The organism is Helicobacter pylori (assembly GCF_016755635.1).
GTDB classification, from domain to species: Bacteria; Campylobacterota; Campylobacteria; order Campylobacterales; family Helicobacteraceae; genus Helicobacter; species Helicobacter pylori_CQ.
In genome coordinates this window covers 1,458,177-1,482,063 of sequence record NZ_CP051500.1, presented here as the reverse complement: position 1 = coordinate 1,482,063, position 23,887 = coordinate 1,458,177, and the positions used below count along the sequence as shown (strand labels likewise).

Below are 23,887 nucleotides of genomic sequence, written 5' to 3'. Positions count from 1 at the left end.
ATTCCTTTTTCAATGATTTTAATCTCTTTATTTTATAAAGATATTTTTCAAGAAAAAAGTAAGGCCAATAACTTAAGCTCTAAAAACAGGCTTTAAGTTAAAAATTTGCGGTATTGAACAAATATTTAATGGAATTTCAAAAATTTGGAAGAAAGTTTTTAATGTGATTTTAAATTAGTGGTTTGTAGCTTTTATAAAAATCGTTTTTGTGAGATTAGGATAAAATAACGCTCACCCCCTAGTTTTTCGCTAGAGATTAGGGGGTAAAGTTTGTCTAGGAGACTTCTATGAGAAAAAATCATAGTAAATACTCAAACATTATACCTAAAAATCAGTTTTTTAGGGTTTTGTTTGGAATTAAAAATCAAACGATAGTTTTTCAAGAGTCCCCCTTTTTTAAAGGGGGTGTTTCTTAGACAAAGAACAAGTGCTTTTTATTTGTTCTGTTGCCAATATATAGATTGAAAAGCAATTTCATGGTATTTTTTTATAGCTCTTAAAACATACGGTTTGACAATATAATCGTCTTTTGTTGGTTCAAAAAAATCTCCCAAACCAAGACAACCTATCCAATAATCAAATTCATCTGTCCTAGGGATTTTATTTTGTTTTTTAGAATAACATTTATAAAGTTCTTTTTGTATCTTATAGTGGTTATCATGGCATTTGCAAATTTTAAGGGCAATTTCTTTGTCTTTTTGATCTATTAGATCTTGTTCGTATTTTTTAGCTTCACACCAAAGAAATGCTTTATTAAAAATAGCGTAAAAGAAAAGGAAAATAGAGGAAAAAGAAAAAGAAAAAGAAAAGATTTTGTTTTGAGTGTATTGGAAAACAAACTCAAAAATCAATTGAAAAACCCCTATTGGATTTACAATAGAAATAAAAAGCGAACAACCAGAAGCAAGCGCAAAAGCAATTCCTGATCTCATTTCATGCAATATCTTTTCAAATAACTTTTCCATTCACTGCCCGGCTTCAATGGTTTTAATTTCTTCATCGGTGAGGTTATAGAGCTGATAGACTAAGACGTCAATTTCTTTTTCTAATTTTTGGGTGTTGGCTTTAGGGTCTTTTTCTTTTAACTCTAGGATTTGCTTCGCGCCATCGGTGATTTTATCGGCTAATTCTTGGTTTTGTGGCGTGATTTTAGGAATGGGGAGCCGTTCTATAAAAGCCTTTTTATAGCGATAGCCACTCTCGCCTAGTCCTCCGCCAGCATAGAAAGTTTTGAAAGCAAAAGTAATCAATTCAGAATGCAACATTCCTAAAAGATAGCGCAAATGCTCTCCTGTGAGAATAAAGCTCGTGGCTTCTGCATAAAAATACCCTAATTCGTATTCTCCATTATCTAAATAAAATCGTGGCTCTTGCACAATCTCGCCATACACAATTTTCTCTTTTTCAAAATCCTCTAAATACGCGCAATTCCTTAAGTGATAGGGGGTGTCTCCTTGATCGGATCGTGTTGCAATAGTGTCCCAATGAGAGTTTAAATGCGCTTTGATTGCGGGGTATTTTTCTATATCAATGGGTGGGATTTTAAATTTGAGATTAGAAGTGTAGCCGTTATGGGTGTTAATAACCCACAATGACGCCCACTCATAAGAATACCTTTTAATGTCTTTCCCTCTTAAAATAGGCTTGATGAGCGCGTCTGTGCGCTTTCTTTCTTCTTGCGTCTTGCAAGCGTTCAAAATCTCTTCTCTTTTTTCAGTGGTAATGATAAAGGCTTCGTTAGCGCCGGTTAAAATGCCACGATAGATTTGAATATCCCAGTCTTTAAGCGGGGTGCCAACACTCTCTATTTTGTCCCTTAAATCTAAAAGCGTGGCGTTGGCAAAAATAAAGCTTTCTGTTGAAAGCGCGTTTTGCCTCATGGGCAAAGGGCGAGCGCTTTTCAAATCGTTTTTATCGTTTGGGGTGGGTTCGTAATAATTAAAGAGGCTTTCTTTAGGGGGCGATTGTTTGATGAAACTCATAATACTGGTATCCACGGTGGCGCTCTCAAAGACTTTTAAGGCGTTTAGTTCCATGTAGCTAACAATGGTGGTTTTTTTGAGCAGCAATTCTCTTAATTTAGCGCCGTATTGGCTCCGCGCGTATTTGTTGGAAGTGATGAAAGCGTTAAACCCCTTTTCTTTTAAAAGGTGGTAAGCTAGGGCAAAAAAGTAGGTGTAAATGTCAGCGGTGCTGTTATAGAAATCTTGGTATTGCTTTTGTAATAAAGGCTTTAAGTCTTTGATGTGTTCTTGGCGGATATAAGGCGGATTGCCAATGATGCAATCAAAGCCTAAAAAATTCCCCTCATCATCTAAAACTTCAGGGAATTCAAAGCGCCATTCAAACGCATTGTGATACTCTCCACCACTTAAGGCATCATCAAGCTTTTTTCTCAAAGCTCTAATACGCCCATAAGAAGCAAAAGCCTCTTCCTCTTCTTTTGGGCTTAGTTTGGGCGTGCCAAAAAGGTTTGGGATAAAGTAATTTAACCCATCTAGCAAACTCTTATCATCTAGGGCAAAGAAATTGTATTTTTTGATGTGTTTTTCAATAGCCTTTTCAAGCTCTGCTTTGGTTTTAGGATCTTTGAGCGTGAGGGAAAAAGTGTTTTTTAAGTCTTGGATTTTGTTGATTAAATCTTGCTTATTTAAGGGATAGAGAGGGTTTGGATCTTTGTATTGAGCGACTAGATCTTTGTATTCTTGGATTTTTTGCTTGATATTGGGGATCTTTTTGAGATCATCATTCAAATTAAAGCGTGAGATCAAGCTGTTAGCGCACTTGATGTTAATATCAATGTTGGGGAGGGTTTCAAGCACGTTAGTGTTCTTACCCTCTTCAAAAATGTAATAGCTGTATTTTAAAAGCTCTATCCATAGCCTGAGCTTGGTGATTTCGCAAGAATTGGGGTTAATATCCACGCCAAAAAGGCAGTTCTCAATGATGGATTTTTTAAGCTCAAAAAGTTCTTTTTGGATTTGGTGGTGGGGGTCGTTTTCGCTATGCGGTTTGGTGTATTTAAAAACTTCATTTTTTGGCGTGTGAATAATGATTTCATCGTTTTCTAATCTAAGCTCGTGGCGATACAAGGAAGCAATAAGCCCTAGCTTGTAAGCAATTAACACCATTTCATTGAGCGCTGAAACCAAGAAATGTCCGCTCCCCACCGCCGGATCGCAAACGCGTAAAGTTAAAAGCGTGTTTAGGTATTCTTTGCGTTTATCCTCTTTATAGCTATTTTTAAAATAATTTTTTAATTCTGTTAACTTTTCACACTCTATGTTATAGGTTTGATTGAATTTATCCAACACGATTGATTCGATACTCTCTTTGCACATGTAGCTTGTAATAAAGCTTGGGGTATAAAAGCTCCCCTCTTTATAGCCGTTGAGTTTTTCAAAAACAAGCCCCAAAACGCTAGGGTTAATCAAACAGCTTTCGCTCTTATTTTGATTATCTTTAATGTCTTTAGGGGTGGTGGTGAAATCATAAACGCGCAAAAATTCAAAAAGGTATTTTAGCAAGGGCAAAGCTTTTTCATTTTGGTAGTCTTTGTCTTTTTTAAGAACGGATTTAGGGTAAATCTCTAAAGATTTGTTATCAAGTAATTTGATTTCATACCCCTTTAATTCCAAAGGCGTTTGATCAAACAAACTGGAATTCAAATAAGGGATTTTTTCTAAAATCTTGTCTTCTTTATTTAAAGAACGCTCGCTGTTTTTCTTGGCTAGGACTTCAAAAAAGAGGGTGTTTAGGGCGTTGAAATCTTTAAAGTTTTCTATGGTTAAGAAAGATTTTTCAAAATGCTTGAAAGAACTTAAAAGGCTTTCTAAAAGCCGTAAAAACAAGATTCTGTTATTCCAAGCGATGAGTAACGCCATGACTTCTTCATCATCTAAATTTTTGTATTTCTTTTTTAAAGCATCGCTTAGGGAGTTTTGGGTGCGGCTGGGCTTGATTAAAATTTTCCCTTTATCATTTTGCTCTTCTAACCCTAAAATGTAAAGCAATTCTTCATAAAAATCTTTGTTAAGCGTGTTAGCGTCAAGGGTTTTCCCTTGTTTTAAAAGGACTTCTTGGCTTAAAACTTGATAAATCAAAGGAAGTTCTTTAAGATCGTAACTGCTCAAATTAAAGTGAGTGTAACGGAGTTCGCCTTGAAAATCTTCTTGCAAATATTGTTCTAAATCTTTGTAAAATTTTGGTTTTGAAGAGTCTGTGCCTTCTTTTTTAGCGTAATTATCATAGAATTTTTTGATGCATTTATCTTCTTTTAAAAAGAGTAAATCCTTACAATCAAAGAGGAAAAATTCATGCGCGTTGCAAATAATGGTGTGTTTTAGGGAATTGTTTTTTTCTTTTTCTATCTCTTCTAAAAAATACAAAACCATTTGACAAAAGGCTTTACTGAGCGGGTTTTCTCTGTTTTTAGGGAATTCTGTCTTTTTATTTAGGGCTTTGACTTCAATAAGCACTTGGACTTCCCCATCCACACGGATCGCGCTATCCACTTTTTTACGGGTGTTGCAGTCATAGCCATAGGTATTTTTTAAAAACTTATTGATTTCATTTTTTTGAAATTCTTCATCATCTTGTCTTGGCGCGTTTTCTAATAAGCTGTTTATTTCTTTTTCAAAATTTTCTATAGTTTCTTTTGTGGGTGTTTGGGGATTGTGTTTTTTAATAAAATCTTTGAGCGAGATGTGAGCGAAACGAATCATAAAACGCCTTTGAAATTGGATAAAAACGATTATAACAAAAGCTCCATGAATTTTAAATAAAACACTTTTCTTTAAAATTGTTCCATGTGAAACATTAAAGTAACTCTAATCTTTACGATTTAAAATTTCATTAATCAATGCGCTTAATTGATCTTTTCTCATTTTGGTTTTGTATTCAATATTCACGCCTTGCTTTTTTAAAGCTTCAAAAAATTTCTTAGCGGTTGAAATTTTCCGCCTTTCTTCTTCGCGCAATTCGTTTTCATGTTCAACCCCCTTAGTTTCTACCACTAACAACACTTTTTTATCGTTATTTTCAACCACATACCCAAAATCAGGGCTATAAGTTTGATTTAACCCTATCGGGATTTTAACCCTAGGGAGCTTGCCAAAAACAATGATTTTAGTGTCGTTAGATTCTTCAATCGTGTCCTTTTCAATCTCGCTATCCACTTGCATGAAATTTTCATACAGGCATTTTTCTTGTGCGCTTGAATTTTTAATCTCATATTTATCCGCCCCCAAACTCCCGTCTAAAAACTCTCTAATTTCTCCCTTTTCATCATAAAACGCATCGTTTTTTCTGTTTTTAATCGTCGTTTCGCGCATTTGATAGGAAATTTTATCTTCAATATTTTGATAAATGATTTCCAAAAACAGCTCTTCTAACCGCCTTAAGCCCTCTTGTTCGTTTTTCTTAATTAGATCAAATTTGTTTTCATCAATTTTTTCCAACACTTTAGCCACGCTTTTAAAACTCAATTTCACCTTATTAGACAAGGCGCTGATAAATTCATGCAAGCTCCACACGCATGCGCTTTCTCGCTCAAACATCTCTGTTTTGGCGTTATTTCCCATCGTTTCTACTTTTTTATGCGTCGTAACCGAAACGATTTTTGACTTGACATTAAAAGAAGCGTTGATCTTTGTTACAATCTCATCAATCAAGCTCTCGCTATCAATGGCATAAGCGATCCGGGCTTGATGGTTCAAGCTCTCCCATAAGGTTTCAAATTTTTTAAAATTTTCTTTATTGATTTTGATTTTTTCAGTTTTTCGCTCGTTTTTGTTCCTAACTCTAAGATTGCCAACTAAGCGATCTTTTAAAAAATCTTTTAATTTTTCAAAATCCAAGTATGTTTCATCTTTTAATTTTTCTAGTTCCGGCTCTTTTTTTAAAAATTCGTTTTGATTGAGAGTGAGTTTAAAGTTTTCATCATCTGTTTTTTCTCCAAAACCCAAACCCTCTAATGTTTCAAACAAAACCCCATAATACCCTTTTCTAACCATGCCGCTTTTTTCTAACTCTTCTGCGCTAAATTCTTGTTTGATCAAGCTGTGTTCGCTTATCTCTTGCTGGATCGCTCCCACAAAATCCCCCTCCACTTGCGGCACGATCACGACTAATTCATTGACAAAATCAAAATCAGCATGCTCTTTAGTGATACGTTCGCCCTTATCATTCACAGCGAGCCTTAACCCCCTACCGATTTGTTGCAATTTAGTGATATTGGAATGGCTAGGGGCTAATTTGCAAATCGTCATCACATTAGGGTTATCCCACCCCTCTTGCAACGCCCATTGCGAAAAAATAAACCTGAGATCGGAATCAAAACTCAGCAATTTTTCTTTTTCTTTTAAAATGAGCGCGATCACTTGGGCTTCATCGCTCTCTTTCTTGCTTTTAGCGAAATACCCTCCATGCACTTTTTTAATAGCGTCTTTGGTGCGCTCTAAATACGCTCTATAATTTTCATCTAAAGAAGGCTTTTTTAAGACTTCTTCAAGCTCTTGTTGGTAGAGTTTTTCAAATAAAAGGGCCAATTTGGCCGGCTGTTCATTTTCGCTTAAATAGCTATTCACCCCGCTAATAAACACCATGCACAAGGCTTTAATCCCCTTTTTAAAAAGCCCTTCTTCTCTTTCAAAATGGCTTTTTATTGCTTCTTTCAGCATCACTTCTTGCTCGCTCTCTAAAAGATGAGAAAAAGGCTCTTTTTGATCCAGTAACAAATTAAAACCATTGAGAAAACGAATCTCAGTTTTAGTGATTTTTTCTACAATGTAATCTTCTAAAGCGCTGATTTGAGTTACCACCCCTAAATTATCATGCGTTTTGACTTTGACGCTTTGAATTTTATTGTCTAAATTCGTGTAGTTAATCATAGCTTCATATTCATTTCTTTTTTCAATCCCTTTAAGCTCTAAAAAACACTCATCACTCTCCCCCACAGACGCCACGCTAATGCTTTTCACTAGGGCGCAATCAAACGCTTTTTTGCTGTCTAGCGCGTAAATCAAATTATGATAATCATCTTTAAAAGTCGCCCCAAACCTGAGCGTGATTAAAGCGTTGAATTCTTTTAATTTTTCCTTTGTTTTATCGCCTAAAAATTTGTGTGGTTCGTCTATGATAACGATAGGGCGCATACTCGCTAAAGCTTGCATGTAACTTGTTGCGCCATTGAATAGATTCGTGTTTTCTAAGCATGATTGATTGATAATGTTATCTTTTTTATTAAAGGCAGCATCAGTCATCACCAACACACAGCATTTGTGGTTGCTCGCTAGAATGAATCTTTCTGCATCTTCATAGCTTTCTAAATGCGTAGAATACTCGCTTTTAAAAAATTCTCTGGTGATTTCAACGCTCTTTAAAACCCCTAATTTAATGGCGTTGCTTGGCACTAAAACGATAAATTTTGACAAATGGTAGTTTTTATGCAAGGCATAAACGCATTCCAAAAAGCAAAAGGTCTTCCCGGTGCCTGTTTCCATTAAAATATCGCAGTTTAACGACTTCTCAATCCCCACGCTCCCTTGGGTTATTTTTTGTTTCGATCGTAAATCCTCAATATTTTCTAATAAAACATTTTTGAGCGCTTCTATTTCAAAAATAGGGTTAGAAATCCTTTGAGCGTCATTTTCTGGCTCTCTCAAATCAATCCCCTTAAACACCCCTAAAATTTGGTCCCGGCATTGCTCCTGATAGTCTAATCGTTTGAATTTGATTTTCATCTCTACCCCCTAATCTTTAAATCGCCGCTCTCTAATTTCAAATCAAACAAATTACTGCCCAATTCCAAACACAGCCTGTCGTTACTGATAGCGGGCATATACATGCTGATTTTTTCCACCCCTTTATCTTTCAAGTTTTCTAAAACCTCACTCATTTCTATATCCCCCACAATGAAAGCCGTATTTTGAGCCAAATACAAGGCGTTTTCAATCAAGCAAATTATAGGGGTGGTGAGCTCCAAACCCTCGCAGCCTAAAAGCTTAATTAAAATCGTTTGGGTTTCCATTCTATCAAGGTTAGAATAAGCGAACAAATCCTTTTGATGGGCTTGACTGAGATTTTTATCATTAGCATGCGTTTCATCATCAATGATTTCAAACGCTCTAAACCCCACGTCTAAATTGGGGCAAGCTTCTTTGATTTTAGCCCCCGCTCTTTTAATCCTTTCTTCGGTGATGTCAAAAATGCTCGGCGAGGTGGATTTTAGGGTGTTTAAACAAAAATCATAAGCGCTTTTGTTTTTCTTGGGATCAATTTTTTCATCTAATTGGACGAGAATGAAGCGCCTTTCTTTAAATGCGGCGTTCAAGCCATTAAATAACCCCCCCCCCTCACTTAATTTTTGATAATCGCTCTTATTACTCTCTAACACGGCATGCGCGGTTGTCCCGCTCCCAGCGAAAAAGTCTAAAATGATGTCGCCCTCGTTTGTGGATAATTCAATCAGTCGGTTGATGAGTTTTAGAGGTTTTGGGTTATTGAAAATCTTTTGATTAAAAAGATCATTAACTTCTTTTGTCCCATTACCACCGCCGATATTTTCTATCACATTTCTTGCGGGCGATGACTTGTCTAAAATAGCGTAAAATTTGCCGTTTTCATTTTGTTTGACTTGGTTTTTATCTAAAAATTCTTTTTTACAAATTACATATTCATTTCTACTATTTTTTTTAATAGAAATAATATTTTTATTACTATTAAAAGTATCCAACGCCCAAGTCCAACGCCCAAGTCCAACACCCTTTTTTGGTGGTCTTATGATTTTATAGCCTTGTTTTAATAAGTCTTGTCTATCGTTATAAACTAGGTTTTCATCATTGCTACTTTTTGCTAATTTTTTATCATAATCATCTACACCTAAAAAATCTAGCGTTTTAGGATTATAGTAAATACTATAACCTAAATTTGCTCGTGCGTTTAAAGTCCCTCCAGCTCCGCCTGTTGTAAGTCCAGCTCTCTCATAATAATATTTATCATTTTCACAAAATACTTTGACTTCTTTTTTTGAAGCCATGCGATTAAGACTGAGCGCTTCAACATGCTTTGCATAAACAAGAATATTTTCGTAATTGTTTTGAAAATATTGTGCATCATTTTGAGCGTTACCTTTAAGCCAAGTCAAAGATGATAAAAAATTCCCCTCCCCAAAAATTTCATCGCACAAGATTTTTAAATTCGCACACTCATTATCGTCAATGCTGATGAAAATCACGCCGTCTTGTTTGAGCAAATCTTTAGCGAGCAACAATCTGGGATACATGAAACTAAGCCACCCGCTATGGCATTTTGACCCAAAAAGATTCTTGATATAATCCAGCTTTTCTTTAGAATAATCCAATGTTTTTAAAACCTCTTCATTGGATTGCGAGAAATCATCGCCATAGATAAAATTCTCGGTTTTCGTGTTGTAAGGCGGATCAATGTAAATCATTTTGATTTTTTCACTATAGCTTTGTTTTAAGATTTTGAGAGCGTCTAAATTATCGCCCTTGATGAGAATGTGCTTGCTATTGGATTCGTTTAAGGGCTTTAAAATCTTATGATTTTTCTTAAAAGCTTGATTTAAGGCGATTTTCTTACCCACAAAATCCAACCCATAGCCCTCTTCTTTTATCTCGCTAAAATCCCCTAGTAACGCTTTTAATTTTTTTGTATCCAGCGTGAGTTGGTTGTCATTTTCTATACTCAAGCAACCGGGAAAATAACGATTAAAAACCTCTAAATTTTTTTCCTTAACGCTTTTTTCTTGATCCATTTCTTTATTTTGCATTGCTATCCTTTATTTTAAATGGTTTAAATTACCCAATTCTGCCTTAATTTTCAATTTTCAATTTTCAAATGTTCCATGTGAAACGCTAGCGTTTTTTAAAAAATCTTGTTTCACTTCAGCGATAATGTTTTCATCTTTGGCTAAGTCAATGTATTCAAAACTATTCCCGCTCTGCTCCCCACCCTGAAGTAAATCCCCGCTTTTTCTGTATTCTAAATCCAATTCAGCGATTTTAAAGCCGTCCAATTCATCAGCAAACTTTTCTAATCGTTCGTTTTCTTCTTGGATCGTGCATAAAAAACAATAGCCTTTCAATCCGTTACGAGACACACGCCCCCTTAACTGGTGTAAAGTCGCTAAGCCTAACCTTTCTGGCGCTAAAATCACCATCACGCTCAATCGTGGTAAAGAAATGCCCACCTCAATGAGCGTAGTCGCTAAAAGAATGCTCCCGGACTCTCTAAATTCTTCAATCACTTCTTCTTTATTTTTATCTTGCCCTGAAGTGGTATAAACCTTTTTAAAGCGTTTTTGCCAAAAACTCGCCCCCTCACTGAGCGATAAATACGGGATTTTTTCGCTCTCATTCACCAGCGGATAAACGACAATGACTTGATGGTTTTTAGCGATTTCTTCGCTGATTTTTTCCATCACTATTTTAAAATCTCTTTTATGCAAGACTAAAGTTTCAATTTCTTTAGGATAAGGGATTTCTCTAATCATGGTCGTTTTCACAAACGCGCTTTTGGCTAGGGCAAGCGTGCGAGGAATGGGGGTAGCGGAAAATTGCAAAGAATGGGGTTTATTACCCTTACTGCTTGCCATTTTTTCTAATTGGTAGCGCTGCTTGGTGCCAAATCGGTGCTGTTCATCAGTGATCACTAGTGCGAATTCATTCAAATCGCGCTTATCAAACAACAACGCTTGCGTGCCGATAACCACATGCGTGATGGTTTCAAACAAATGATTGGATCGCTTCTTGTAACTCCCACCAAGCAGTAATTCCACTTCAAAATAAGGGGGTAAAAATTTTAAGGCTTCGTTATAAAGCTGTTTAGCGAGAATGGAAGTGGGCGCCATTAAAAGGGTTTTATTAGGGTAAGCTAATACCATGCTCGCTAAAATCACCATCGTTTTCCCGCACCCCACATCGCCTATAATCAAACGCTTGCACGCTATAGAACTGGTGAGATCGCTTTGGATTTCTTTAATGGCGTTTTGTTGGTCGTTGGTGAGCTTAAAGGGTAAAGAAGCGATAAACGCTTTCAAGCGTTCGCTGTTATTGGGGCATGCGATTTTAGCACTGAATTGCAATTTTTTGCGCTCTAAATTTTTCATATAAAAAAGCATTTCAATGTATTTTAATGCATTTAAATGTTGCGAAGGGAAATTTTTATTCGTTTCAAAATCCTTGACAAAATGCGGCGTGGGGAAAAAGATTTCTAACAATAAATGTGCGATATTCTCTTTAACGCCTTCCTTTTTTAAATTTTCTAATGAAATGAGTTTTTGTAAATTTTCTTGGATTTTTTTATGGTTTTTAACTTTTTTAAAAATTAAAGAAATTTTGCCAAATTCGGTAAGGATTTTAGGCGTGTTAATGATATAAGCTTGATTAAAAGAGCTTTGCTCTAATTTACCATAAATGAACAAACTCTCGCCGGTTTTAAACTGGCTGTGATGGAACGCGCTGTAATTGAAAAAAACAAGCTCTAAATTTTTGTAAAATCGTTTGGAATAGGCGAAAATCTTTAAAACTTTGGCGTAGTTTCTTTTCTCTAAAATACCCACTTCTAAAACGCCACTCAAACCCGTTTCAAAACGCTCTAATAAATTTAAATCTTTATAACCTTTGGGCGTATAAACAAGCAAGGCTTCCAAAAGCGATTTCACGTTTAATGTTTTTAATAAATGATTTATTTCTTGCAATTTGTTCTTAGTCAATCCTTAATCGTTTTTATGATAAAATAATCAAATTATACATTGACTTAAGGAAATTTAATTGATGAAATCTAAAATCACTCATTTTATCGCTATCTCTTTTGTTTTAAGCTTGTTTAGTGCATGCAAGGACGAGCCTAAAAAATCGTCCCAATCGCACCAAAACAACACTAAAACCACTCAAAACAATCCAATCAATCAAGCGAATAAGGATATAAAAAAGATTGAACATGAAGAAGAAGATGAAAAAGCCACCAAAGAAGTGAATGATTTGATCAATAACGAAAATAAAATTGATGAAATCAATAATGAAGAAAACACTGATCCTTCGCAAAAAAGAACGAACAATGTTTTGCAACGAGCCACTAACCACCAAGACAATCTCAACTCCCCACTCAACAGGAAGTATTAAAGTGTGAAATTTTTTTCAAAGGATTTATTTAAAAAAGTAACCCCCTTATTTTTAAGCGTTTATTTTTTAAACCCTACCATTATGCAAGCCAAAAGCCGTTTTTATGTGGCTTCTCAATATCAGGTAGGGAAAATGATCATGAAAAAATACAACGATCTCAAACGCACGATTGAAGGGGCGAGCTTTTCTTTAGGCTGGGAGATTAACCCCACTCATTACTGGTTTTATTCGCGCTATTACTTTTTTATGGATTACGGGAATGTCATCCTCAATAAAAGAACGGGCGCTCAAGCGAACATGTTCACTTACGGCTTTGGGGGGGATTTGATCGTGGAATACAATAAAAACCCCTTGTATGTTTTTTCTCTTTTTTATGGCATGCAAGTTGCCGAAAACACATGGACGATTTCCAAACACAGCGCGAATTTCATCATTGACGACTGGCGCAGCATTCAAGGGTTTTCGCTCAAAACTTCCAATTTCAGGATGCTAGGTTTAGTGGGGTTTAAATTCCAAACAGTGCTATTCCACCATGACGCTAGTATTGAAGTGGGGATCAAATGGCCCTTTGCTTTTGAATACGACTCAGCCTTTGTAAGGCTTTTTTCTGTCTTTATTTCGCACACTTTCTACCTTTAAACTAATTCCAACCCCACCGGGCAATGATCGCTCCCTAAAATATCTTTATAGATTAAAGCGTCTTTTAAGCGCGTTTTTAAAGGGTTAGAGCATAAAAAATAATCAATGCGCCAACCAATGTCTTTATCCCTTGCTTGTTGCATATAACTCCACCAGGTGTAAGCCTTTTCTTTGTTGGGGTAAAAATAACGGAAAGTGTCAATAAAACCAGCGTTCAAAAGCTCGTTGAATTTCCCTCTCTCTTCATCGCTAAAGCCGGCGTTTTTTCGGTTGGTTTTGGGGTTTTCTAAATCAATTTCATTGTGGGCCACATTCAAATCCCCGCACACAATGACCGGTTTTTTTAACTCTAAAGCTTTTAAAAATTTCTTGAATTCCACTTCCCAACTCATGCGATAACTAAGCCTAGATAGGGCTTGTTGGGAATTAGGGGTATAAACATTCACCAAGTAAAACGACTCAAATTCGCAAGTTATTACGCGCCCTTCTTTGTCATGCTCTTCCATATTAATACCATAGCTCACGCTTAAAGGCTCTTTTTTAGTGAAAGTTACCACCCCAGAATAGCCCTTTTTAATCGCGCAATTCCAAAAATCAAAATACCCTTTAAATTCAAAGGTGTTTTGTTCTTGCTGCATTTTAGATTCTTGAATGCAAAAAACATCCGCATCAACGCTATTGAAAAAATCCATAAAGCCCTTAGTCATGCAAGCCCTTAACCCGTTCACATTCCATGAAATCAATTTCATTTTAATCCTTGTTTGATTTTGAGTGAATTATATCTTTTTAGTCATTTTTTTAAAAATTAAGCTTTATTTTACCTTTTTTATGTAATAATTGTCTTTTGCTTGGCTTGATAGCTCAGTCGGTAGAGCAGAAGACTGAAAATCTTCGTGTCGGTGGTTCGATTCCGCCTCAAGCCACCATTTTAAACTTCGTTGAATAAATAATTCCCCTTTTTGACACACACCACACGAGAGTTTTCAATACTTAAAGGCGTGCTTTTAGCTCGTGGCTGCTCTTCTATTTCTAAAGCCATGCACACCCCTTCTTTAAAGCGCACATGGTTTTTAACCCATTCTTTGTATTCACTGCTTTCTTTGATTATATCGTTTAAATAATGCCCCTCATACACTTCCACAAATTCCATGAATTTTTCATTCAAATTCAATTCGTTGCGCGTTATTTCGCTTTTTCGTGTGGAAGAATAAGCCAATTCGCTGGTTTCATAAAAAGTCGGCTCTATTTGATCGTCTTGTTTGGGGCGTTCATATACGGCTTTCACTAATTGCGTGGTGATTTCATACTCACTTTCCCATGCTTGTTTTAAAGGCTCTTCTATCAGATAGCATTGCCTAGTCGTGCCGTCTTTTCTTGCTCTAGCCCTTTTGCATTTTTCTGTAGAGCTTCTGGCTTGAAGAATGGCGAAATTGTTTTTAGCTTCAAAAGTTTGCGGCTCTTCTAAAGGCTCTGTTTTATGAACGGAGATTTTAGTATAGGGGGTAATGATTTTACCGCTTTTATTTTCAGCGGTGCTGTAATCGCAAGGGGTAATATCTGTCGCAGTCTGTTTGTCTTCATCAACGCGTTTTAAAATGCTTGGGCGATAGGCTTGCAAGTTTTCATCGTCATAGACCCACTTCCCGCACGCAAATTCTTTAATATTAGGATCTCTAACGGCTTGTTTTTCCACATTGTCCCTATTTTCGTTGCTTTCATTGTTTTCATCAATATCAGCGTTAGAGGTGTCGTTAGGGAGCGTTTTTTCGGTGGGTGGCGTTATAAAGAGGTTGTTTTCTTGATCTTCTGAAGAATGCTTTAAAGGGGGTTTGGTGTCGTTTGTTGGCGTTTGAGTTTCGTTAGTGGGGTTTGTTTTGCTAGGAGTTATTAAAGGCTGTAAAAGGCTGTTTTTAGAGTTTTTAGAGCCTAGTTTGGACTCTGGGTAAGAAAAGTTTTGAGGAGATTGTTGCGATGAGCTGGGTTTATTTTGTGGTTTTTGCATGGGCGCGTTTAAAGAAGGCATTTGGTGCGCGTGCGCTTCTTTCAATTCTTTTGAAGAAAAAACAATCTTGGTGTTTCTAGGGATAGTAGGGCGGTTAGGGTTTAAAGTCGTTTCTAAAGAAAGTTTTTCATCAAGGGGTTGATAGACGATTGCGGTGGATATGTGAGTGATTGTGAGCGTGAGTTTTTTGTGTGGGGAAATATTATAAACGCCTAAAACTTGTCTTGGTTCTTTAGAATCAAGGACTTTAGCCTTAAAAGTGCCTTTATGCGGTGAAGTTTTAATTTCTTCTAAAAGCTCGATCACAAGGGCTTGAAGAGGGTTAGAGAAAGTCAGAAAGAAAGACAGACAAAGGGTTTTTTTCATGCTTGTTCCTTTTTATTTTGGATTATAGCTTAAAAAAAGGTTTAGTAAAAGTTATCAATAAGTTATAGATAGGTAACACTTTAATTAATAATAATTAGTAACAGTAGTAGGGGCGTGAATGGATGGAATGAAACAATAAAAAGCTTTAGAGACGCGCGTTTTTAGGGGGGTTGTGGGATTTGAAAAAAAGTGAATGGAACGCTTTTTCATAAGCCTTTTTTCATTCACTTGAATTGAAAGCGGTTTTTTTGTCGTTCAATTCGTTCAGGCGGTTTTTGATTTCTTCTCTAAGGCTTAAGATAAAAGGGCTTTTTTCTTCTTCAAGCATTTTTTTAACGCTAGAATACATTTTAGAAATGCTTGAATGATCCTTTAAATCCAAAAATTGAGCGAGCGAAAGCGTGGGGTTTGGGGTATAAAGCCTGGCGAAATACACGACTAATTTTCTCGCTAAAGCGACGTTTTTTTGGCGCGAAGAGACTTTGATTTCGCTGGATTTGAGATTTAAGCTTTGCGCGACAGCGAGTAAGATATTTTCCAAGCTTGAGCCTTCAGCATGATCTTTTTGCAAATCTTCTAAAACGGTTTTAGCGAGGTTCAAATCAATGGGAGCGTTCATCAAGTTCGCGTTCACGCTGATTTTAATGATCGCGCCTTCCATTTGGCGGATATTGTCGCTGATGTGTTGGGCGATGTATTCCATCACTTCTTCAGGCAAAGTGATTTGATTGAGTTGGCATTTTTGTTTGACAATGGAAAGTTTGGTTTCTAAATCAGGGGGCATGACTTTAGCGGTTATCCCCCATTCAAAGCGCGATTTTAAGCGATCTTCTAAGCCGGCGATGTTTTTAGGCGATCGGTCTGAAATCAACACGATCTGTTTGCTGTTGGCGTGCAATTCGTTAAAGGTGTGGAAAAATTCTTCTTCTAGCTTGGGTTTTCCTTGCAAAAATTGGGCGTCATCTAACAAGAAAAAGTCGCAATGGCGGTATTTTGCTTTAAAAGAATCCATGGTTTTGTTGTCTAAATGCTTTAAAAAGTCTGTTAAAAAATCTTCTGAAGTGACTAACACGACTTTTTTATGCTTTTCTAGGGCATGGTTACCGATAGCGTTTAAAATGTGCGTTTTGCCTAACCCTGTGCCGCCATAAAAAAGCACCGGGTTATAAGGGGGCGTATCGCTTTGGGCGACTTTTTTAGCGATTTCATAAACGGTGTTGTTGCATGAGCCTACGACAAAATTTTCAAAAGTGTAAGAGTCTTTGACGCTCGTTTTCACCGCTTTGTAATTGATATTAGATTGGGCATTAACCTGGATTTTAGGCGCCACTTCAATACGCACATCCACGCTATGGGCTAAATGCATGCCGACTTTATTCTGGCTTAAAATTTCTTTAAGCAACGCACCGTATTTAGCCGTAATCGTGGTGCATAAGACTTGGTTGGGGGCATAAAAAAAGGCAATATCGCTCTTGCTCGCGTTAGGGTTGTATTTGAGTTGGCTAAAGTAATTTTCATACTCTATGAGGCTAACATTAGGATTTTGTTTGACTAGCGCCAAGATTTCTTTTTCAATATTGTTGTTGGTATCCATGGCGTTATTATAGCGTGAATAAGTTGTGAATGAAAAAGGAATAACATGTGAATGAAATGTGAATGAAGCCTTAAAATTAAGGTGTTTCTTTTAAGGGTTTGTCTATAATGCTTGCTTTATAATAAGCTAATGGATGCAAAAAAAGGATTTTCATGCTGCTTTGCGCGGGAAGGAATGAGACTTTAAAAAAAGCGGTGCCTATTGGTGTGGGCTTGATAGAGAGCGCGATTAATTTAACGAGAATGTGTTTAAAAAACCCCAGTATAGAAAGCCTTATTTTTATAGGGAGCGCGGGGAGTTATAGCCCAGAAATGGAGCTTTTAAGCGTGTTTGAAAGCGTTTGCGGCTATCAAGTTGAAGAGAGTTTTAGCCATTTAAACAGCTACACGCCTTTGGATAATTTCATTCAAATAGAAACTAAAGAGGAAGCTCTTTTTAAAAGGGTGTGCATCAATAGCAGTAACTATATCCACACCAGCGAAATATTTGCTAAAAAAATGGCTCAAAAGGGCGTTTTATTAGAAAACATGGAGTTTTTTAGCGTCTTAAGCGTGGCTAGGGCGTTTTCTTTGAAGGCTAAAGGGATTTTTTGCGTGAGTAACCATGTGGGGCTTAACGCGCATCAGGAATTTAAAGAAAACCACGCCAAAGTCAAACAGATCTTAGAAAACATCATTGATAGTTTGATAGTTTAGCTATCATGGAGTATCATGGAGCATTCTAAATTAAAGGCGATCACATGTTTGAAAAAATACGCAAGATTTTAGCGGATATTGAAGATTCGCAAAATGAAATTGAAATGCTTTTAAAATTAGCGAATTTGAGTTTGGGGGATTTTATTGAGATTAAAAGAGGGAGCATGGACATGCCAAAGGGCGTGAATGAAGCGTTTTTTACGCAATTAAGCGAAGAAGTGGAGCGCTTAAAGGAGCTTATTAACGCTTTAAATAAGATCAAAAAAGGGTTATTGGTGTTTTAAATGTGCGGGATTGTAGGTTATATAGGGGATAGCGAGAAAAAATCCGTTCTTTTAGAGGGATTAAAGGAATTGGAATACAGAGGTTATGACAGCGCTGGTTTAGCCGTATTGAGCGCTGATCGTTTGGAAGTGTTTAAAACTCAAGGGAAATTAGAAAACCTTACACTAGAGCTTAAAAATAAAGAGTTTTTGGATTTTGGCGTGAGTATCGCTCACACCAGATGGGCCACGCATGGCAAGCCAAGCAGCACCAATGCCCACCCGCATTTTACAGAAAATTTAGCCTTAGTGCATAATGGCATCATTGAAAATTACGCCGTTTTGAAAAAGGAACTAGAAGAAAAGGGGCATGCGTTTTTAAGCCAAACGGACACGGAAGTCATTGCGCATTTATTAGAAGAAACGCTTAAAAGCGAGAGCGATTTATTGAAAGCCTTTGAAAAAAGCATCAGCCTTTTAAAAGGGAGTTATGCGGTTTTAATGCTCCATAAAAGGGCTAAAGAGAGCCTCTTTTACGCTAAATCTTCGTCGCCTTTAATCGTGGGTAAGGGCAAAGAAGGGGTGTTTTTTGCATCAAGTTTGAGCGTGTTAGCCCCTAAAGTGGATCAATTTGTCATTTTAGAAGAAAATAGCGTGGGGCAGATTTCTTTAGAAAATTTTAAAGATTTAAAAAATATTGAAAACATGAAAGATTACGCTTTTGAGGATAAAGATTATTCTAAAGGGGATTTTAGGAATTATTTAGAAAAAGAGATTTATGAGCAGCATAGCAGTTTGTTAGAGTGTTTGGAGGGGCGCTTGGAAGCCTTGAATGTGTATTGCGAGATCGATCCTAAATTTTTAGAGAATGTGAGCGAGATCACGCTGTGTTCTTGCGGGAGCAGTTACCATGCGAGTTTGGCGAGCGTGTATTTGTTTGAAAGATTAGCCAAAATAAGAGCGAGAGCCATTTTAGCGAGCGAATACCGCTACGCTCATTTTAAAAGCAACCCTAACGAGCTTTTTATAGCGATTTCTCAAAGCGGCGAAACCGCTGACACTTTAGAAGCTTTAAAATTAGCCAAAGCCCAAGGGCTTAAAACCATTAGCTTGTGTAACGCTCCTTTTAGCATGATGAGCCGCATTAGCGATCACACGCTTTTGATTAGAGCGGGGGTGGAGCGGAGCGTGGCATCCACTAAGGCGTTTTCTTCGCAAGTGATGCTCTTATGGCTTTTGAGCGTGTATATAGGCAAACAGCTAGGGACAATCTCTAAAGAAGAAGAAAGAATCCAGGCTAAAAACATGCTAAATAGCGTGAATGCGATGAAAGTAGAGCCTAAATTGCATGAAAAGATCAAGCGCTTATCCAAACGCTACTTGCATGGGCATGGCTTTTTTTATATCGGGCGCGATGTGTTTTACCCGCTCGCTTTAGAAGGAGCGTTAAAACTTAAAGAAATCAGCTACTTGCATGCTGAGGGGTATGCGAGCGCGGAGATGAAGCATGGGCCTATTGCGTTAGTGGATTCCAACCTTTTTACCATTGCTTTATTGTCTAAACATTTGTTGTTTGATAAAACCAAAAGCAATATTGAAGAATTGAGCGCTAGGGATTCTACGATTTGCGTGTTAAGCTCTGAAATTTTAGAGATCGCTGATGATTTTATCCAGTTAGAAGAGAGCCAAAGCTACATGGAAGAATTTTTCCGCATGAATTTAGCGATGCAACTTTTAGCCTTAGAAATCGCTATGCGTTTAAATCACGATGTGGATCACCCAAGAAACTTAGCTAAAAGCGTTACCGTGGAATAAAAGCGATTAGGAGTAAGATAATGGAAGTGATTTGTAAGCATTACACCCCTTTAGACATTGCAAGCCAAGCGATCCGCACTTGCTGGCAGAGCTTTGAATACAGCGATGATGGAGGCTCTAAAGATAAGGAGCTCATTCACAGGGTGGGGAATATTTTTAGGCATTCTTCCACTTTAGAGCATCTTTATTACAATTTTGAAATCAAGGGTTTGAGTAGGGGAGCGTTGCAAGAATTGAGCCGGCACCGCATAGCGAGCTTGAGCGTGAAATCAAGCCGCTACACTTTAAGGGAATTGAAAGAAGTGGAGAGCTTTTTACCCCTTAATGAAACGAATTTAAAAAGAGCCAAAGAGTTTTTAGTGTTTGTGGATAATGAAAAAGTGGATGCAATGAGCGTTTTAGCTTTGGAAAATCTCAGGGTTTTATTGAGCGAGCATAACATTAAAAACGATTTAGCCAAATACGCCATGCCGGAGAGCTATAAAACGCATTTAGCGTATAGCATTAACGCTAGGAGCTTGCAAAATTTATTGACTTTAAGAAGCAGTAATAAAGCCTTAAAAGAAATGCAAGATTTAGCCAAAGCCTTATTTGACGCTTTACCTAGCGAGCATCAGTATTTGTTTGAAGATTGTTTGAAGCATTAGTTTTAAACAATACCGCTTAATAACGCTCATTCTTTAATGTTTTAAAAACGCCTTGTGTTTGATTAGATGAGATTTTAAGGGGGTTTGTTGTAGGATTTCATCACGCCCCATAGTTACGATATGGGGCAGACCAACATTGTAAGGAGCATGCCATGAAACGCAAAAGTGGCAAACGCTCTTCTCAAAACATTATACTTTGAGTTTGCTTTTTTAGGGCTTAAAGTGATCGTTTCTGTGAAACGCTGATTTTTTCAAGAGCGTTCCCTTAAGCTTTTAAGCTTAGGGGTTTCCTTTATAAGCGGGTTTGTCCTTGACTTTTGGGGCGTTTTATAGGCTTCTAAGCTGTTTTTATCTAAAATCTCTTTTCTCAAGTTTTTGGGGAGGTTTTTGACACATTCTTTTCTGTCGGCTTCAGTTTTGGCGTTTTTCAAACAATCTAGAGCCTGTTGTTCCAAAAGTTTTCTAGCTTCAGGCGTGAGCAGTTTCTCATATGGCTCTAAGAGATAGCTTGGCAAAAAAACACATTCCATTAGACACTTTTGCGATCATTTTGGAAGCAAACGACAATGCCTAATCTTTACATTGCAGAAAAAGCTAGCATGGGTCATCTGATCGCTAGCACGCTTTCAAATGATTACAACGCTTCTTTATTAGTGTTGAGACATTTAGCGATTTGATTTAAATTGTTTCCCCACTTAGCTAATTCAATGATTAGCTCTTTATTGACAATAGCTTTTTGTTTTTTAGATTTTGTTGGAGTTTGTGAGTTTTGAGTTAAAAGAAAGTTTAAAACTAATTGCGAAAAGTTTAAATTTTTTTCTTGCATTTGAGTTTGGATAGTTTGCCATTGTTCTTTAGATAGCCTAAGACTTTTAATAACTTGTTTGTTTGTATTCACCTGTTCTCTCATTTGATTTTTAGGGGGTCAAGGGGGATTACCCCATTGCAAGAATAAGCGGTATTTATAGCCGCCGTTATTTGTGGTTACCCATTTTATTGTGGTTAAGTTTAGATATAATGGGGTTGTTATGATTGATTAAGTTAAGGAGATAAGATGTTAAAAAATGTAGAAATGGGGGCTAATTTTTATAAAGAGCTTGGCAAATTAGAAAAACAATTAGCTAAATATCAAAGTAAGGTTTTAGAAATTAAAACACAAATGAAAGAGATTAAAAAGCAATATTCTCAAGCTAAGAAAGATGAGAATTTAGCTAGTAAATATATTCCTAATGATGAGTTAAAAAAAGATTTATTAGATATTGATAATCCTAATACGACTGAAAACTTTAAGCCTAAGAATGCTAGTGAAATTTGGCAATTCGCTCTTAATTCTTAGGAGCCAATAGAGAGTTAAAAAGAATATTTTTAACCCCTAGAAAATCCACCCATAGTTAAAAAACACTTTAAAATGACTGCCCCCTTCATTGAGAGTGATAGAATTGGTGGTTGCACCATCGCTAGAAACGACCCTAGATTTCAACTGGACCAAAGGAACGCTAATGCCTATAGAATATTTAGAATGCTTGTAGCGGTAATTCAACCCACCGGTCACATTTAAATTACCGCTCCCTTTGTATTGGTTCAACAAATAATAGCTGTTGTATAAGCCCCTTAACCCCCCAAACACCCCAAGAGAGGAAGTGAAAACTTTCTTGGTTAGATTGTTTTTAGGGTTCTTTTCGTTGGTGTAATTGGTGATGAAATCAAACAACACATCCATTCCCACGCCATAGCTTAATTGTTGGATTTTTTCGTTATTGGCTTGAGCGTAGTTGTATTTGATAATGCCATAAGAAGACAACCCTAAGTAATCATTAAAGTATTTTTGATAGCCCATTTTAAGATTAACGCCTAATAGGGGGGCTCCAAAGGGCCGTGAGGTTTTTGAAGTGCGATAGGTAGTGGTGCTAGATTTAGAAGATGAAAGGCTTTGACTGATCGCGCTAAGCATAGTGGTCGCAAAATCTTGCGTGTTCAAACTAGCGTTTAAATAGTTAGTTTGGCTGCTCAAATTAGTGTAATCCACCGGTAGGGCGTTTTGATCGATGAGTTGCTGCCAAACCGCACTGGTAACGCCTATAAGCCCGGCGGGGACTTGAGAGCAATCAGTATAAATGGAATTGGGGTAACTGCTAGGGAAAGCGGGCTGGCCTTGGCCGCCAAAACGAGAACACACATCATAGAAAGAGCCATCGGTGTCTCGCACTTCATGCCCGTTGTCAAACACTTGCACTTCTTGTCCATTCACTTGCTCTATCTTCCCGCCCTGACAGCGCTCTTCTGGCCCATTGTTTTCTACACACATGCGCACCCTTTGATAAGTCATGTTCCCGTTATGCGTATAACCTAAGGTATGCCCGTATTCATGGATGATGTCTCTTAATTGCATGATGGCGACTTTATTCAATTCTTTGCCAAAGAGCATTTCAGGATCCAAGAAAGGAGACAATATCCCTAAAGCGCCAAAATTGGTGCCATCATCGCCTGGGCCATTCGGGCCGCCATATTGAGACCCTAGCCCTAAATCCCCTCCTCTTGGGGGCAAGAGATTCACATAAAGATTATTCGTAACTCTATAGCTATAGATAACGTCTTGCGGCGTTAATATCACTGAGCCTGTTTGCCCGTTTTCTATATTGTATTCATCTCCTTTATTTTTAGCGATCAATTTAGGATCAACAAGCCCATCGTTGTAAGGATTCACGCATGTAGAATAATCAGAATAACATGGCTTTGACAGGTTGTTGTCGCTAAACTGGAAGGGGGCGTTTTTAATAGCATCTTCCCAAGATTTAGAATCAAACACCGCCATCATGTTCAGCATTAAATTGGTCAAATTCTTAGCGTCTTGAGAGGTGAAAGACGGCACTTTAGCCGTGCAGTTTTCTTGATTTTCGTATGGAGGGCATGGGGGTTTAGAACCAGTGCCGTTACCGCTAGAAAATTGGTTGTAATTGATATAAGTCATTTGAAGATTGGTTGTAACCTTACTGAGCTTATCAAACAGATTCTGCGTGCTGGCATCAGAAAATTTTGTGGTGGTGGTTTGGAGTTGCTGGAAGCCATCGGCGTTAAGTTGCGGATCGTTAAACAAGCTTGCGGGCAGAATGATTTGAGATTGTTTAGGGATAGTCTCTATCACGCCCAAACTGACTACATTGCCTTGATTGTCTGTATAGCTCAGCTCAATATTGTTTAAATTATAAGGCAGGAAGTTTTGTATCATAATCAAACTGCTATCACCATAGCCAGCTTCTTCAGCGCTTTCTTGGTTATAAGCGGTTACATACACAGGGTTTAAAGAATAAAAGGTTAAGTTGGTGATATTGTCCTCTGCAAACAACTCAGTCGCATTCTTTAAAATGGTGCTTTGGGAGATGTAGTATTTCCCATAGGTGCTTTGAGGGGTAATGGGTTTTGGTTTGGGTTTTGGTTTGGGTTTTTCTTGAGTGGTGGCTATGGTTTGTTCTTGGGTTTGTGTGCCTTGCAACAGCCCGGTTTCAAACCCGGCTTCTATAAAAAAGCCGTCTTTTTGGTGCTTTTGGTAGGCTTCTAAAGCGGTGAATGAGCCGATTAGGGACAAACAAATCGTTTTGCTAGCGAGCTTTAACATGAAATCTCCTTAATGGTCTTTTTTGACATTTTTACTCAAAAATAGCTTATAGTATGTATATATTTTAAACTAGCTTATTTTACACCTTTTTGAAAAATGGCAGTATT

17 protein-coding genes, 1 tRNA gene and 1 pseudogene are annotated in these 23,887 nt (G+C 37.3%); 8 read left to right on the top strand and 11 right to left on the bottom strand.

Annotated features, from left to right (window positions below; all coding sequences use genetic code 11):
• Positions 1-434: 434 nt before the first annotated feature.
• The 5 genes from HG567_RS07015 to recG form a co-directional block, all read right to left on the bottom strand.
• On the bottom strand, positions 435-965 hold the full coding sequence (locus tag HG567_RS07015; RefSeq protein ID WP_202139623.1) for a hypothetical protein: 531 nt from the start codon (positions 963-965) through the stop codon (positions 435-437).
• Positions 966-4,724, bottom strand: a complete 3,759-nt coding sequence (locus HG567_RS07010) for a type IIG restriction enzyme/methyltransferase (protein WP_202163788.1) — start codon at positions 4,722-4,724, stop codon at positions 966-968.
• 105 nt (positions 4,725-4,829) lie between these two features.
• On the bottom strand, positions 4,830-7,742 hold the full coding sequence (locus tag HG567_RS07005) for a type III restriction-modification system endonuclease (RefSeq protein ID WP_202163787.1): 2,913 nt from the start codon (positions 7,740-7,742) through the stop codon (positions 4,830-4,832).
• A 2-nt stretch (positions 7,743-7,744) separates the two neighbouring features.
• Entirely contained in the window at positions 7,745-9,793 is a 2,049-nt protein-coding gene (locus tag HG567_RS07000; RefSeq protein ID WP_202163786.1) for a site-specific DNA-methyltransferase, read from the bottom strand.
• Positions 9,794-9,850: 57 nt separating this feature from the next.
• Positions 9,851-11,722 carry an ATP-dependent DNA helicase RecG gene (recG, locus tag HG567_RS06995; protein ID WP_202139618.1) on the bottom strand — a complete coding sequence of 624 codons (1,872 nt, stop codon included), beginning with the start codon at positions 11,720-11,722 and terminating at the stop codon, positions 9,851-9,853.
• A gap of 76 nt (positions 11,723-11,798) precedes the next feature.
• Here recG and HG567_RS06990 point away from each other — a divergent pair, with 76 nt between their 5' ends.
• Together HG567_RS06990 and HG567_RS06985 are read left to right on the top strand one after the other, a co-directional pair.
• Complete coding sequence (locus HG567_RS06990) at positions 11,799-12,146, top strand: hypothetical protein (RefSeq protein WP_000837038.1); 348 nt, start codon at positions 11,799-11,801, stop codon at positions 12,144-12,146.
• Between the two features lie 3 nt (positions 12,147-12,149).
• A complete protein-coding gene (locus tag HG567_RS06985; RefSeq protein WP_052936600.1) occupies positions 12,150-12,785 on the top strand; it encodes an outer membrane protein in 636 nt (211 codons plus the stop codon).
• On the opposite strand, the gene HG567_RS06980 is transcribed toward HG567_RS06985, so the two are convergent.
• A complete protein-coding gene (locus HG567_RS06980; RefSeq protein WP_100961575.1) occupies positions 12,782-13,534 on the bottom strand; it encodes an exodeoxyribonuclease III in 753 nt (250 codons plus the stop codon). The two genes, HG567_RS06985 and HG567_RS06980, sit on opposite strands and share 4 nt — an antisense overlap.
• Before the next feature lie 101 nt (positions 13,535-13,635).
• On the opposite strand from HG567_RS06980, the gene HG567_RS06975 reads away from it, so the two are divergent.
• A tRNA-Phe gene (locus tag HG567_RS06975) sits at positions 13,636-13,711 on the top strand.
• A 2-nt stretch (positions 13,712-13,713) separates the two neighbouring features.
• On the opposite strand, the gene HG567_RS06970 is transcribed toward HG567_RS06975, so the two are convergent.
• Positions 13,714-15,153, bottom strand: a complete 1,440-nt coding sequence (locus HG567_RS06970; RefSeq protein ID WP_202139617.1) for a competence protein — start codon at positions 15,151-15,153, stop codon at positions 13,714-13,716.
• Between the two features lie 220 nt (positions 15,154-15,373).
• Positions 15,374-16,747 carry a chromosomal replication initiator protein DnaA gene (gene dnaA / locus HG567_RS06965; RefSeq protein WP_202163785.1) on the bottom strand — a complete coding sequence of 458 codons (1,374 nt, stop codon included), beginning with the start codon at positions 16,745-16,747 and terminating at the stop codon, positions 15,374-15,376.
• A gap of 152 nt (positions 16,748-16,899) precedes the next feature.
• Here dnaA and HG567_RS06960 point away from each other — a divergent pair, with 152 nt between their 5' ends.
• Genes HG567_RS06960 through thyX form a run of 4 tightly spaced genes read left to right on the top strand, consistent with a single transcriptional unit; the run spans position 16,900 to position 20,167 of the window.
• Complete coding sequence (locus tag HG567_RS06960) at positions 16,900-17,442, top strand: phosphorylase family protein (RefSeq protein ID WP_202163784.1); 543 nt, start codon at positions 16,900-16,902, stop codon at positions 17,440-17,442.
• Positions 17,443-17,486: 44 nt separating this feature from the next.
• A complete protein-coding gene (locus HG567_RS06955; RefSeq protein ID WP_000461837.1) occupies positions 17,487-17,726 on the top strand; it encodes a DUF2443 domain-containing protein in 240 nt (79 codons plus the stop codon).
• Complete coding sequence (glmS, locus tag HG567_RS06950; protein WP_202139614.1) at positions 17,727-19,520, top strand: glutamine--fructose-6-phosphate transaminase (isomerizing); 1,794 nt, start codon at positions 17,727-17,729, stop codon at positions 19,518-19,520.
• A 20-nt stretch (positions 19,521-19,540) separates the two neighbouring features.
• Positions 19,541-20,167, top strand: coding sequence for an FAD-dependent thymidylate synthase (thyX, locus tag HG567_RS06945; RefSeq protein ID WP_202139613.1), 627 nt, complete (start codon positions 19,541-19,543; stop codon positions 20,165-20,167).
• Positions 20,168-20,418: 251 nt separating this feature from the next.
• Here thyX and HG567_RS07905 read toward each other — a convergent pair whose 3' ends face one another.
• Together HG567_RS07905 and HG567_RS06935 are read right to left on the bottom strand one after the other, a co-directional pair.
• The gene (locus HG567_RS07905; RefSeq protein ID WP_128078538.1) at positions 20,419-20,697 is read right to left on the bottom strand and encodes a CagY family CD-EC repeat-containing protein; all 279 of its coding nucleotides are present in this window, start codon (positions 20,695-20,697) and stop codon (positions 20,419-20,421) included.
• A gap of 116 nt (positions 20,698-20,813) precedes the next feature.
• A pseudogene (locus HG567_RS06935) lies at positions 20,814-21,077 on the bottom strand (plasmid mobilization protein); the annotation flags it as partial.
• Positions 21,078-21,221: 144 nt separating this feature from the next.
• On the opposite strand from HG567_RS06935, the gene HG567_RS06930 reads away from it, so the two are divergent.
• Complete coding sequence (locus tag HG567_RS06930; RefSeq protein ID WP_000917062.1) at positions 21,222-21,503, top strand: jhp0828 family protein; 282 nt, start codon at positions 21,222-21,224, stop codon at positions 21,501-21,503.
• Positions 21,504-21,539: 36 nt separating this feature from the next.
• On the opposite strand, the gene HG567_RS06925 is transcribed toward HG567_RS06930, so the two are convergent.
• Positions 21,540-23,780, bottom strand: coding sequence for an outer membrane beta-barrel protein (locus HG567_RS06925; protein WP_202163783.1), 2,241 nt, complete (start codon positions 23,778-23,780; stop codon positions 21,540-21,542).
• Positions 23,781-23,887: the final 107 nt, after the last annotated feature.